Genomic DNA, 12,788 nt, shown 5'->3' with positions numbered 1-12,788 from the left:
GTTACGCCGCACCGCCAAGCAAGGCCGCGTTTCCACCCGCGGCAGTGGTGTCAACGCAAACGTGACGCTCTCCGATAACGCGCGCGCGGTCGGGCTGACCGGGGATCAGCGGCAGGATTGGCCCCGTGCGACGGGCCAGATGGCGTTCGATTTCACGCGCGGTATCTTCGTCCCCCCACCACAGAACGCCCGAGACTCCGGTGACGTTTTCCAACCTGTGCAGGTCGATCATGCCAGTTGCCCGGATGGCGGCGCCGCCTAAAGCTTCGACCGCTTTGGCCTGCGCCTGTGCAGCTTCCGCACCCGGCCCCATACACAGAAGGGGCGCACGAGGGAATTCGCTGAGCCGGTTGGACTCGCCCGTTGGGCCGGGCAAGGATTGGGTGCGTACCGCAATGGCTCGTCCCTCAGGGGTGGGTAGCGTGCTCATCGTGCTGTCCCAATCTGCGGCGCTGTTTTGGCGATCCGGTCTGCAGAACCGTGTCATGTAATTTGGCCCGCCCGCCTTGGGGCCGGTGCCTGACAGACCCTCACCACCGAACGGCTGCGATCCGACAATTGCACCAATCTGGTTGCGATTGACGTAAATGTTGCCCGCATGAACGGCCTCGGTGATGTGCTGCACGCGGTCGTCGATGCGCGTGTGCAAGCCGAAGGTCAGCCCATAGCCGGTGGCGTTGATATCTGCGATGACCTGATCAATTTCAGATGCCTTGAACCGCGCAACATGCAGGACGGGGCCAAAGACTTCACGCTCCAACGCGGCAATGCCGGGGATTTCAATCAAGGTTGGCGCGATGAAAGTCCCCTCGGGCGGCGTATTCAGTTCTTTGAGGACCTGTCCCTTCGCCCGTGCCTGCGCAATGTGATCCGCAATACCCTGACGAGCATCCTCGTCAATCACCGGGCCGCAATCGGTTGACAAATGCCATGGGTCGCCGACCGTCAGCGCCTCCATCGCGCCGGTGAGCATGGTCAGCAGGTCTTTGGCGATATCTTCCTGTACGTACAGGCACCGCAAGGCTGAGCATCGCTGCCCCGCCGACTGAAACGCGCTTTCGATGATGGCTTGCACAGCTTGCTCGGGCAGGGCGGTGCTATCCACGATCATTGCGTTCAACCCGCCTGTTTCTGCGATCAAGGGCGTGCCCGGCCGCATATGTTCGGCCATCGCCGCGCGGATTTTCAGCGCGGTGGCCGTCGATCCGGTAAAGGCCACCCCCGACACGCGCGGATCAGATGTCAGCGCCGCCCCAACCGACGGACCACCGGGAAGCAGTTGCAGCGCGTCGCGCGGTACTCCGGCCTCGTGCATCAGTTGCACAGCCCGATGCGCGATCAGCGGCGTCTGCGGGGCAGGCTTGGCCAAAACCGCATTGCCAGTTGCCAAAGCAGCCGAGATTTGGCCGGTGAAAATCGCCAGTGGGAAGTTCCATGGGCTGATGCAGGTAAAAGTACCTGCCGGTTCAGCATCGGGGATATTTGCCGCGTAATAGCGTAAGAAATCGACCGCCTCGCGCAGTTCAGCAACTGCATCGGGAACGGATTTACCCGCCTCACGGGCCAGAAGGGCGAACAACTCGCCGAAATGTGCCTCATAGAGGTCGGCAGCTTTGTTCAAAATCCGTGCACGCTCGACCGCCGGGGATTGCCAGGGGCAGGCAGAGGCAAGAGCCAGCTCAACATCGCGCGCGCTGGCCGGGGCAACTGCGCCGGGTCGATCCAAGGGTTGCGCTGGATTCAGAATAGGCTTGTCATCCTCTGGATGCGCCTTTTCGGACAAAAGTGGCTGCGCGTGCCACTGATGCGCGCGAAACGCATCACGGGCGACGTCGATCTTGTCAAGCGTGGGTGTATGATGCAGGTCGAACCCCATGGAATTTGGCCGCTCGGGCTGAAACAATTCGGGGCCGGTTGGCAGGGGCGGTTTCGGCTTGTGGATTGCGTCGAATGGATCTGCAGCCACGGTTTCCGGTGGCACATTCTCGTCCACAATTTGGTTCACGAAAGACGAGTTCGCGCCGTTCTCCAGTAAGCGCCGCACCAGATAGGCCAGAAGGTCCCGATGAGCGCCTACCGGTGCGTAGATACGGCAGCGGGTCTTGCTTTGATCCTTCACGATACGGTGCAAGGTCTCGCCCATCCCGTGCAGGCGCTGAAATTCGAACGGTTGCCCGTCGGCCATATGCAAGATGGCACTGACTGTGTGGGCATTATGGGTCGCGAATTGGGGGTAAATCCGGTCCGTCATGCTCAACAGCTTGCGGGCATTGGCGATATACGAAACATCGGTGACCGCCTTTTGTGTGAATACAGGAAAGCCATCGACGCCTTCGACTTGGGCGCGCTTGATCTCCGTATCCCAGTAAGCGCCCTTGACCAGCCGCACCATCAGTTTGCGATCATGCCGCGCGGCCATTTCGTACAGCGTATCAAGCACGATCCCGGCGCGCGGGCCATAGGCCTGAACCACGATCCCGAAACCGTGCCATCCGGCCAGCGCAGGTTCGGCCATAACCGCCTCGATCACCTGTAGGGACAGTGAAAGGCGGTCGGCTTCTTCGGCGTCTACGTTCAGTCCCATACCGGCGGCCTTGGCCAGCAGGCACAGCGCGCGCAGCCGAGGGACCAACTCGTCCACCACCCGTTTTTCCTGCGCCAATTCATAGCGCGGATGCAGGGCCGACAATTTCACTGATATCCCCGGATTTGCGCGGATGTCGTCGTGGGTGCAGGCGTCCGCAATCGCCGCAATCGCGCGCGAGTAAGACAGGTGATAGCGGGCCGCGTCGGCCTCGGTGCGTGCAGCTTCACCCAGCATGTCGTAGGAATAGGTGTATCCCTTTGCCTCCATCCCGCGGGCGCGGTCCATCGCGGACTGGATAGATTCGCCGAGAACGAATTGCCGCCCCATTTCCTTCATCGCGCGGCCCACAGCGGTACGAATAACGGGCTCTCCCAACCGTTTGATCGCCCCCCGCAACGCGCTGACCGGAGAGGTTTTTCCCTCATCCAGAACCTTGCCCGTCAGCATCAGCGCCCAGGTCGATGCATTGACCAGCGAAGACGAGGAGCGGCCCAGATGTTTGCCCCAGTCCGACGGCGCGATCTTATCTTCGATCAACGCGTCGATCGTGTCAGCGTCAGGTACGCGCAACAGGGCCTCGGCCAGACACATCAGCGCAACGCCCTCGTCGGTGGACAGGCCGTATTCCGCAAGGAATACCTCCATCATTCCGGGCGAGGTGCTTGAGCGGATGTCGCGCACCAACTGCGCTGCGGTTGCGCAAATGGCGGCGCGGTCGGCTTTGGACAGGTCGGCCTGCTTGATCAATTGGTCCAGAATGGCGGACTGATCGGCATAGGTCTGACCGTCGATATGCGTGCGCAGGCTGTGTGTCATGTATCCTCCGGGCTTTTGTAGAGTATACAGTCGATTTTTCAGGACAGTCGGTTTAAATCTCGATTCTGACAGGCGATTGACCTGAAATTTTGAGGTGTGACAATGCAGATGAACCGTCCCGATCTGGATCGGTTTGACCGTTTGATCCTGAAGATTCTGGCCGAGGATGGGCGCATCTCGGTCGCTGATCTTGGACGGCGCATCGGATTGTCGAAATCGCCAACTCAAGCGCGGGTAAAAAGGCTTGAATCCGAAGGGATCATCGCCGGTTACCGCGCTTTGCTTGACCCGATCCGCCTCGGGCTGGATCATGTCGCCTTTGTCGAGGTGCGCCTGACCGATACGCGCGAAAAGGCACTGGCTGAGTTCAATGCAGCGGTGCGCAAAGTGGCAGAGATTGAGCAAGCCCATATGATTGCGTCGAATTTCGACTATCTGCTGAAAATCCGAACAGGCTCGATGTCGGAATACCGCGCGGTTCTGGCTGAAAAGATTTCGTCCCTTCCGCATGTCGCCAACACGTCAACTTTTGTTGCGATGGAGGCCGTGAAAGAAACAGGCGTTTCAGGGGCGCTTGAAGGGATGGGTTGACGAATGAACTGACGGCGTCACTTTTGGTGTATGAAACAGATCGCCGTCGCCTCAATCCTTCTCATCGTGTCTTCAGCCGCGACTGCTCAGGACTGCCCCGCCGCTCCGGATCATACCGATGACATCAGCGGCGTGTTGGCGCAAATCCAACAGGCTGACACTGAACAGGCTGCCCGCGCCCTGTCGAGCCAATTGTGGGAATTCTGGGCCGACGCGCCAGATGAAAGCGCACAGGCTGTGCTGGACCGGGGCATGTCGCGCCTCAGAGCATCGGACTTGTCGGGTGCGATTGAAGATTTCAACAAGCTGATCGCTTACTGCCCGTCTTACGCCGAAGGGTACAATCAGCGCGCATTTGCAAATTACCTGCGGCACGACTTTAAAGCCGCATTGCCCGATCTGGACAAGGCCATCGAGCTGTCCCCGAACCACGTTGCTGCCATAAGTGGCCGCGCGCTGACACTGTTGGGTTTGCGACGGATCGAAGAAGCGCGCGAGGCTTTGAACGATGCATTGGAGCTGAACCCGTGGCTATCGGAACGTCACCTGCTGGCGACCGGCGGACCCTTGGAGCCGCCGGGTCAGGATATCTGATGAAAAAACGCCCCCAAAGCTGCTCAGCTTGGGGGCGTTTTAGATCGGCTTAACCAACCAGACCGTTGTCAGAACGCTTGATCGCAATCACCGCCGACCGCGGCGTACCGCCATCCGGCCAGTTGCTGCCTGGGTGCTGAATGCCAACAAACATGGTCCTCAGATCGGTTGACCAGGCCAGACCTGTGACCTCACAGCCATTCGGTCCGGTCATGAAACGAGCGATTTCACCTGTGACCGGGTCGCCGACCAACATCTGGTTGTTGCCGTGACCAGCGAAGTCTTCTTCGTTGTCATCATTGCCGTCCGTCTGAATCCAGACCAGGCCGGTTGAGTCGATGGCCATGCCGTCAGGCGAGTTGAACAGGTTGCCTTCGTTGACATTCGCCGACCCGGCGCGCTCATCTGAATGCACCGCCGGATTGCCCGCCATGACATACAGATCCCAGTCAAAACTTTCAGAGGCATGATCGTCATTCGACGGACGCCAGCGCACGATCTGACCATACTTGTTGGCCTCTCGAGGGTTGGGCCCGTTGACTGCGGTGTCATCGCCACCGGCATTGGGCTTCACACCACGATTCTTGTTGTTGGTCAGGCAGCAGTAAGCTTCGACCGCGACCGGGCTTGATGCCACCCATTCGGGACGGTCCATCGTCGTTCCACCCGCAGCCGATGCAGCCATGCGGGTGAAAATCAGAATCTCGGCCGCGTCCATACCGGTGGTTTCCGGCGTCAGGGGCAGCCATTCGCCGGTCGCGTCGTCGTTGAACTTGGCGACATAAAGCGTTCCGTCGTTCAGCAGACCCTCGGTCTCAGCACCCGGTCGATAGGTGTCGTTCGAGACAAATTTGTACAAGTATTCGCCGCGCTCATCGTCGCCCATGTAGACGACCACGCGACCGTCGGCGGCCAGTGTCACCTCGGCATTTTCGTGTTTGAAACGACCCAGACCGGTGTGCTTGACCGGCGTGCTGTCCGGTTTTGTCGGGTCGATTTCCACGATCCAGCCCGCGCGGTGTGGCTCATTCGGGTTTTTCGACGTGTCAAAACGCGGATCGAACAGCTCGTAGAAATTCCAGCTTTCTGCTTTGATGCCATACCGCGCAAAGCCCTCTGCGACTTTCGGATCATAGCTGGCGTTTTCATCGGTCGAGCCGAAGTAGCCGTTAAAATTCTCTTCGCAGGTCAGGTAAGTGCCCCACGGTGTTTTGCCCGAACCGCAGTTATTCATTGTACCCAGCGACGCGGTGCCGGTCGGATCGGCTTTGGTCTTCAGCAGATCATGCCCAGCTGCCGGGCCCACGATCTTCATCGGGGTATTGTGGTGAATACGGCGGTTGAAGGGGCTGTCTTTGACGACCGACCATCCGTCAACACCTTCGGTAATCTCCATAACGGTCACGCCCTGAATGTTCTGGAATTTCAGAACATCGTCGGCACTGGCCGGGACACCTTCCTGCGCGGCGGGCAAGTTGATCTTGCGGTTCGGATATTCATGGTTGATTGCAATCAGCTCATGACCCTTGAACGAAAAGGTCTCCATCCCATCAGTGTTTTCACCGAAAACCATGTCGGAATTCTGGACCGGGCCACCATCGGTGACGTCATATCCATCAGCCGCCGAGAACAGCGGGTCGCCCCAGCGCATCAGCATTTTCCACTCATACCCTTCGGGCACATGAACGGCACCGTCTGTCTGTGCTGGGATCGGAGTGAAAGCAAAGCGCGAGGCGCTGATGGCGTGGGCTGCGGTCGACCCCAAAAGGCCAGTACCCATGGCTGCGGCGCCCGACCCAAAGGCCAGCACGCCGCCCAAAAAACCACGACGCGATATTGCGCGTTCAACAACGCGGTCAAAGTCATTTTCTTCGGGGCGGGGGAAATGCAGCTCGTCCCAGTCGTCGGCGGACATATTAGTGAGATCAACGTTTTTCACGGATGGCTCCTGGCTGTCAGAAAAGATCATGAAAAGGAGTTAGGGCGAGATTGTGACGCCTTGATAACAACCCTGTAAAAAAAATATGCTTAAGGCTGTCGAAAGCCAGAATGCGACGAAACGGAAAGATGCTTTGCCCCCTCGGCAAAGGTCCGGGGTTGTAGCGAAACTTTCAGAGATCGCGTTGTGAGAAATGAATGATCATAGATACTTAGCCTAAACGGTGCCCTTCCGTATCAAACCGATAGGCTTTGTCCGCAGCATAGGCAAAGCGCAGTTCCTGGCCTTCGGAAATTGAATGCTGTCCAAACAAGCGTGCAGTCACGGCATGGTCGTTGACCTTGGCGATGACATTTGTATCCCCGCCCAGTTTTTCCACGTGGCTCACCCGTGCAACCAACGGGCCGTCATCTGACAAGAACAGGTCTTCGGGGCGGATACCGATGGTGGTTTGACCACCGCCCTGCAATAGCCCCTCGGGCAGGAAATTCATTGAAGGTGAGCCCAGAAACCCCGCGACGAACTGATTGACCGGGTTGTTGTAAAGCTCCATCGGGCTGCCGATCTGTTCAACCCGTCCATCGCGCAGCACGACGATCTTATCGGCCAGCGTCATCGCTTCGGTCTGATCGTGGGTCACATAGATCATCGAGGCATCCAGCGCCCGGTGCAGGTTTGCGATCTCGATCCGCGTGTTCATCCGCAGCGCCGCGTCCAGATTGGAAAGCGGCTCGTCAAACAGAAACAGCTTGGGTTCGCGCACGATGGCACGCCCGATAGCCACGCGCTGCCGTTGACCGCCGGACAGTTCCGACGGATAGCGATCCAGATAGGGTTCAAGGTTCAGCATGCGGCTGGCTTTGGCCACGCGTTCCTCAATCACTGCTTTGGGCTGTCTTTCCTGCTTCAGGGCCAGCGTCATGTTTCCGCGCACGCTGAGATGGGGGTAGAGCGCATAGCTCTGGAACACCATGGCGATCCCACGCTTGGACGGCGGCACCAGATTAACCTGCTGTCCGTCAATGTTGATCTCGCCCGAGGACGCATCCTCAAGCCCCGCGATCACGCGCAACAGGGTGGACTTGCCGCAGCCTGACGGGCCAACAAAGACGACAAATTCGCCTTCTTCCACCTCAAGTGTGATGTCTTTCAAAACATGTACGTTTCCAAAGGACTTGTTCACGTTGGTCAGGGTCAAGGCAGTCATTTTGCGGGCTCCTCAAGGGAAACGGGTTGGCCGGTGCGGATGCTTTCATCCGCGGCCAAACAAATGGCGAGGGATTGGACAGCGTCATTCATATGGCGCGTCAGGTCGATATCTTCGGCGATGGCGCGCAGCATATAGGCCTGTTCAGCATCGCAGAGTTCCTGATGGCCGGGCTCATCCGGCATTTCGATGGTGCGGTCGCCCTGCGGGGTATGAACCAGCAAGCCGCCGACCTTGGTGTGTCCGTCGATATCAGCCGACGCGCCCTTGTTCCCGTCCGTGATCGAAACCGAGCCATTGGGTGAGACGATGTCTTTTACGAAGAATGCGGTTTCTGACATCATCGGACCCCAGCCCGCCTCGTACCAGCCCACTGAGCCGTCCTCGAAGATCACCTGAAACTGGCCATAATTGTACATGTCCGGGGCGATCTCGTCAGACAGGCGAAGCCCCATCCCATGCACGCGGACGGGCTGCGCGTCTGTGATCTGGCACATCACATCAACATAGTGAACGCCGCAATCCACGATGGGTGAGGTCGTCTGCATCAGGGCTTTATGCGTTTCCCACTCCGCGCCCGAGGATTGTTGGTTCAGGTTCAGACGGAAAACATATGGTCCACCCAGTTCGCGGGCTTCGGCGATCAGGCGCATCCACGACGGGTGATGGCGTAGGATATAGCCGACCACCAGCTTTCGATTGAGCCGTGTGGCGGTTTCCACGACAAGCTGCGCGTCTGCCACGTTGGTCGCCAAGGGCTTTTCCACGAATACATGCGCGCCAGCCTCCATTGCGGCGCAGGCGTAGTCGGCGTGGCTATCAGAATAGGTGGCGATCACGACCATATCGGGGTTTGTCTCGGACAGCGCGACGCCGAAGTCCGAAAAGGCGCGATACCCTGCGAGGTCGGGGTGATCCACGCGACCGGATCGGTTCACCAGCCCGACGATTTCTGCGTCCGGGTGGTTGTGGTGGGCTAAGGCGTGGCTCTGCCCCATATTGCCAAGGCCAGCGATCAGAACTTTGGTCATTTGACAGCTCCTGACGTGATGCCTCGGATCAGTTGGCGCGAGAAGATGACATAGAGGACAAGCACCGGCAGGATTGCCATCGACAGGGCCGACAGAACCGCGTTCCAGTCGGTTACGAACTGCCCGATAAAGACCTGACTGCCCAGCGTCAGCGTCTTGGTTTCCTCGGCCGGGGCAAGGATCAGCGGGAACCACAGGTCATTCCAGATCGGGATCATGTTGAACACGGCAACCGTCGCCATCGCCGGTCGGACCAAAGGCAGAACCAGCCGGAAAAAGATCGTGTATTCCGACAGCCCGTCGATGCGGCCTGCATTCTTCAGATCGTCACTGACCTGCCGCATGAATTCGGACAGGATGAACACAGCCAGCGGCAACCCTTGCGCCGTGTAAACAAGGATCAATGCCCAGAGCGTGTTCACCAACCCGGTCGCTACCATCATCTCAAGGATCGCGACGGTGCCGATGCGGATCGGAATCATGATCCCCAATGCAAGATAAAGGCCCATTACAAGGTTTCCCTTGAACCGGTATTCCGACAAGGCATAGGCCGCCATGGCGCCGAACAGCAGAACAAAGAACAATGAGGCGACAGTAACGATCATTGAGTTCTGGAAATACAGGAAGAAATCACCCTGTTTCATAACCGTCTCGTACCCGACCAGTGAGAAGCTGTCGGCGCTGGGCAAAGCCAAAGGTTCGCGAAAGATCGCACGGCGGGATTTGAAGCTGTTGATCAGGATGACGAAGACCGGGAAAAGCGCGATCAGCGTGTACAGGATCAACGCTCCGTGCATCGCGGCGGTGTTCAGGGGGTTGTGGCGTGCTTTGTTCATCGCTGGACCCTCACAGTTGATAGCGGCGCATCCGGGTCTGGATGCCGAAAAGGTAGATGCAGACGCCGACCAGGATGATCGCGAACATGGCCCCTGCGATAGCTGATCCCATATGCGGATCACCCAGTTGCAACTGGAAGCCAAAGAACGTGCGGTACATGAAAGTACCCAGAATATCGGTTGAAAAATCAGGCCCGGCCAGCGCGCCCTGCGCTGCATAGATCAGGTCGAACGCGTTGAAATTTCCTACGAAAGTTAGGATTGAGATAATGCCGATCGAGGGAAGGATCAAAGGCAGCTTGATCTTCCAGAAAGCTGCTGCGCCGGTGATACCGTCGATCTCGCCGGCCTCAAGGATTTCCTCGGGAATGGTCAGCAGGGCGGCATAGATCAGCATCATCGGTATCCCGACGAACTGCCAAACCGAAATCAGCGCCAACGTGGTCAGTGCGTATTCTTCTTTCCCCAGCCACGGCGCAAACAGGGATTTCAGACCGATCGCGTCCAGCATCGAAGGCGCGATGCCCCAGATCGGTGACAGGATCAGTTTCCACGCAAACCCTACGATCACAAAGCTCAGGATCGTGGGGATGAAGATCGCCGACCGATACAGCGCCGCAAACCGCAGGCGCGGGTGGCTGAGCAGTGCAGCCAACGCGATGCCGATGGGGTTCTGAACAAGCATGTGGATCAGGAAAAACCAGAAGTTGTTTCCCAGCGCGTTCCAGAACTGCTCGGACCAGATCGGGTCAAAGAACAACGTCTGAAAGTTTTGCAATCCGACGAACACCCGGCTCTGGTCAACTTCTGTGTACAGCGCCAGCCGAAGCGTGTTGAACAGCGGAAAAATCATCACTGCGGTGTAGACAAGCACGGCAGGTGCAAGAAACACGACGATATGCCAGCGGAAGCGTGGGCGGTTCATGGGATCGCTTTCAAAGGGGTGTCAGGAGTACCCGGGCGACCCGCGCCGCCCGAGTAGGTTTGGTCATGCGTTACTGGTGCGGCGCGTACCAGCTGGACAGGCCTTCCTGCAGCTCAGCACCCAGTTCCTCGGGCGACTTGGCACCCTTGATCGCAGCAACCGACGCGCCCCAGGTCTCATTCTCAAGGTTCGGTGTTCCGCGCGAGAGAATTTGATAGGTCGAGCGGATGGTGGACTCACACTCGTCCCGCCACTCTGCGATTTCCTTGGCCAACGGGTCCTGCAATTCGACCGGAGTGCTGGACAGCGGGAAAAAACCCGGCAGGGCGTTGCCGAAAATCTCAGCAAATTCGGGGCTTGCAACCCAGGTCAGGAAGGTTTCGGCGGCCTCGGGGTGTTCCGTGGCGGCGTTCATTCCAATTCCGATATCAGTGTGGTCCGAGATGTAGCACGTGTCTCCTGCACTGCGAACAGGCGGCTTGAAGGCACCCATTTCGAAATCGGCCTGCGCGTTAAAGCCCGAAATCTCCCACGATCCGGCCGGATAAATGGCGGCGCGGCCTAGGGTGAAAATGTTCTGGCTGTCAGGGTAGGTCTGCGCCTCAAACCCATCACCCATATACTCACCCCAACGAGCCAGGGTTGCAAAAGGTGCCGTCCACGGCTCATCTGTCAGCTTTTGCTCACCGGCGATCAGGGCTTGTCTGCCTTCCTCACCCTTCCAGTAGTTCGGGCCGATGTTGTTGTAGCCCATCGTGGCGGCTTCCCACTGATCATTCGTACCCATGGCCAGCGGGATGTAGGTGCCGTCTTCCTTGATCTTTTCCAGCGCGGCAAAGAATTCGTCCTCGGTGGTGGGAACCTCGATGCCCAGTTCGGCAAAGGCCTCTTTATTGTAGATGAAACCGTGGATCACCGAGGCCATCGGCACGCAGAAGGTGACCGAGCCGTCATCGGTCTGCCAGGCCGATTTCGCAACGTCCGAGAAATTGCTCATCGCTTCGACCGAGGACAGATCAGACAGGTGGCCGGCCTCATACAGCGCCAGCGAGGCGTCGAACGGGCGGCAGGTGATCAGGTCGCCAGCCGAGCCCGCATCAAGCTTGGAATTGAGAACAGCGTTGTATTCTGCCGGGGCGGATGGCGTGAATTCAACCTTGATTCCGGGGTGCTGTGCTTCGAACGCCGGAATGATCTGTTCCTGCCACAGGGTCAAGTCATCATTGCGCCAGCTTTCGATCGTCAGCGTCACGTCTTCTGCATAAGCGGTTGTCGCCATCAGGGTCGTACCCAGCAAGGCTATCTTCAGGTTTCTGTGTCTCATATCTTTCTCCCGTTTTATTTGATTTCAGTCCCGTGCCAGTGCGGCATTCATTAATCCGTTTGTCGCCTGAAGGCGTGCACGTGCCTCGTCCAGTGACAGGGCTTTGGCGGCAATAAGAATGGCGGGTTTCACGTCCCCGTGCGCGGTGTCCAACGCCTGTTGCGCGGTGGCAGTATCCACTTCTGCGATCCGGGCAACGATTCCGGCGGCGCGTGCCCTCAGCTTGTGATTGTCGGCGCGCAGATTGACCATCATGCCACGATGCACGTGGCCAAGCTCGACCGCCATCAGTGAGGACAGCATGTTCAATGCAATCTTTTGCGCTGTGCCAGCACCCATGCGTGTAGAGCCCGAAATCAGTTCGGGCGGCGTGGCTAGAAGAATTGGAATGTCCGCGCCCAACAACAAAGGGCTGTCCGCGTTGTTGGCGATCCCAATTACGGTTGCCCCCTGCGCGCGGGCGATATTCACGGCGGCCAACGTGTAGGGCGTTGACCCGCTGGCGGAAACCGCGATCACCGTGTCCTTGGCCTCGATTGCGCTCAGCGCCTGTTTCAAGCCTTCGGTTGCGTCTTCCGAGTCGCCGGGCATCTCGACCCCGGTGGGCAGGCCGCCAGCCATGTGAATGCGCAGACGGGCAGGCGGGATCGAGAATGTGCCACCCAATTCCTGCGCATCGGCTGCGGCCATCAGGCCGGATGATCCCGCGGCCACATAGTGCAGCACACCTTCGCTACGTATGGTTTCCGCCATCGCTGCGGCGCCTTGAGCGATGCAGCCCAACGCGTCGCGAACGACCGCGGCTGCAGCGATCTGACCTTCGGCCAGGGCGCGTGCCGCTATGGCCAAGTCACCTTGGGCCAAGTGTTCGGCATCAGGATGCAGTTGTTCTGTAGACGGCAGCGTCAAGAGAATCCTCCCCGGTTCTGCATATACAA

At 58.6% G+C, this 12,788-nt stretch carries 10 protein-coding genes; 2 read left to right on the top strand and 8 right to left on the bottom strand.

Annotated features, from left to right (window positions below; genetic code table 11):
• Position 1: 1 nt before the first annotated feature.
• On the bottom strand, positions 2–3,403 hold the full coding sequence (gene putA, locus AVO44_RS09795; protein ID WP_068336039.1) for a bifunctional proline dehydrogenase/L-glutamate gamma-semialdehyde dehydrogenase PutA: 3,402 nt from the start codon (positions 3,401–3,403) through the stop codon (positions 2–4).
• A gap of 102 nt (positions 3,404–3,505) precedes the next feature.
• On the opposite strand from putA, the gene AVO44_RS09790 reads away from it, so the two are divergent.
• Both AVO44_RS09790 and AVO44_RS09785 read left to right on the top strand, forming a co-directional pair.
• Positions 3,506–3,994: an Lrp/AsnC family transcriptional regulator gene (locus AVO44_RS09790; RefSeq protein WP_068336036.1), complete on the top strand. Its 489-nt coding sequence runs from the start codon at positions 3,506–3,508 to the stop codon at positions 3,992–3,994.
• Between the two features lie 30 nt (positions 3,995–4,024).
• Entirely contained in the window at positions 4,025–4,588 is a 564-nt protein-coding gene (locus AVO44_RS09785; RefSeq protein WP_068336034.1) for a tetratricopeptide repeat protein, read from the top strand.
• 49 nt (positions 4,589–4,637) lie between these two features.
• Here the strand turns inward: AVO44_RS09785 and AVO44_RS09780 are convergent, their stop codons facing one another.
• From AVO44_RS09780 to AVO44_RS09750, 7 genes are all read right to left on the bottom strand, one after another.
• Entirely contained in the window at positions 4,638–6,527 is a 1,890-nt protein-coding gene (locus AVO44_RS09780) for a PhoX family protein (protein ID WP_068336391.1), read from the bottom strand.
• Positions 6,528–6,738: 211 nt separating this feature from the next.
• On the bottom strand, positions 6,739–7,734 hold the full coding sequence (locus tag AVO44_RS09775) for an ABC transporter ATP-binding protein (protein WP_068336031.1): 996 nt from the start codon (positions 7,732–7,734) through the stop codon (positions 6,739–6,741).
• On the bottom strand, positions 7,731–8,765 hold the full coding sequence (locus tag AVO44_RS09770; RefSeq protein WP_068336028.1) for a Gfo/Idh/MocA family protein: 1,035 nt from the start codon (positions 8,763–8,765) through the stop codon (positions 7,731–7,733). The genes AVO44_RS09775 and AVO44_RS09770 overlap by 4 nt, the downstream gene beginning before the upstream one ends.
• The gene (locus AVO44_RS09765; protein WP_068336026.1) at positions 8,762–9,601 is read right to left on the bottom strand and encodes a carbohydrate ABC transporter permease; all 840 of its coding nucleotides are present in this window, start codon (positions 9,599–9,601) and stop codon (positions 8,762–8,764) included. The genes AVO44_RS09770 and AVO44_RS09765 overlap by 4 nt, the downstream gene beginning before the upstream one ends.
• 10 nt (positions 9,602–9,611) lie before the next feature.
• Positions 9,612–10,526, bottom strand: a complete 915-nt coding sequence (locus tag AVO44_RS09760) for a carbohydrate ABC transporter permease (protein ID WP_068336023.1) — start codon at positions 10,524–10,526, stop codon at positions 9,612–9,614.
• A gap of 70 nt (positions 10,527–10,596) precedes the next feature.
• Positions 10,597–11,850, bottom strand: a complete 1,254-nt coding sequence (locus AVO44_RS09755; protein ID WP_068336020.1) for an ABC transporter substrate-binding protein — start codon at positions 11,848–11,850, stop codon at positions 10,597–10,599.
• Between the two features lie 24 nt (positions 11,851–11,874).
• Positions 11,875–12,759: an N-acetylmuramic acid 6-phosphate etherase gene (locus tag AVO44_RS09750; RefSeq protein ID WP_068336017.1), complete on the bottom strand. Its 885-nt coding sequence runs from the start codon at positions 12,757–12,759 to the stop codon at positions 11,875–11,877.
• Positions 12,760–12,788 lie beyond the last annotated feature (29 nt).

This window comes from Ruegeria profundi, assembly GCF_001507545.1.
In the GTDB taxonomy this organism is placed as follows: domain Bacteria; phylum Pseudomonadota; class Alphaproteobacteria; order Rhodobacterales; family Rhodobacteraceae; genus Ruegeria; species Ruegeria profundi.
Note: the sequence above shows the minus strand (reverse complement) of the source record. Positions and strands in the feature narration are given on the sequence as shown.

Coding starts and splice junctions, on each gene's coding strand:
- putA (WP_068336039.1), bottom strand. CDS start 3,403: ATGACACACAGCCTGCGCACGCATATCGACGGTCAGACCTATGCCGAT.
- AVO44_RS09765 (WP_068336026.1), bottom strand. CDS start 9,601: ATGAACAAAGCACGCCACAACCCCCTGAACACCGCCGCGATGCACGGA.
- AVO44_RS09775 (WP_068336031.1), bottom strand. CDS start 7,734: ATGACTGCCTTGACCCTGACCAACGTGAACAAGTCCTTTGGAAACGTA.
- AVO44_RS09755 (WP_068336020.1), bottom strand. CDS start 11,850: ATGAGACACAGAAACCTGAAGATAGCCTTGCTGGGTACGACCCTGATG.
- AVO44_RS09785 (WP_068336034.1), top strand. CDS start 4,025: ATGAAACAGATCGCCGTCGCCTCAATCCTTCTCATCGTGTCTTCAGCC.
- AVO44_RS09760 (WP_068336023.1), bottom strand. CDS start 10,526: ATGAACCGCCCACGCTTCCGCTGGCATATCGTCGTGTTTCTTGCACCT.
- AVO44_RS09770 (WP_068336028.1), bottom strand. CDS start 8,765: ATGACCAAAGTTCTGATCGCTGGCCTTGGCAATATGGGGCAGAGCCAC.
- AVO44_RS09790 (WP_068336036.1), top strand. CDS start 3,506: ATGCAGATGAACCGTCCCGATCTGGATCGGTTTGACCGTTTGATCCTG.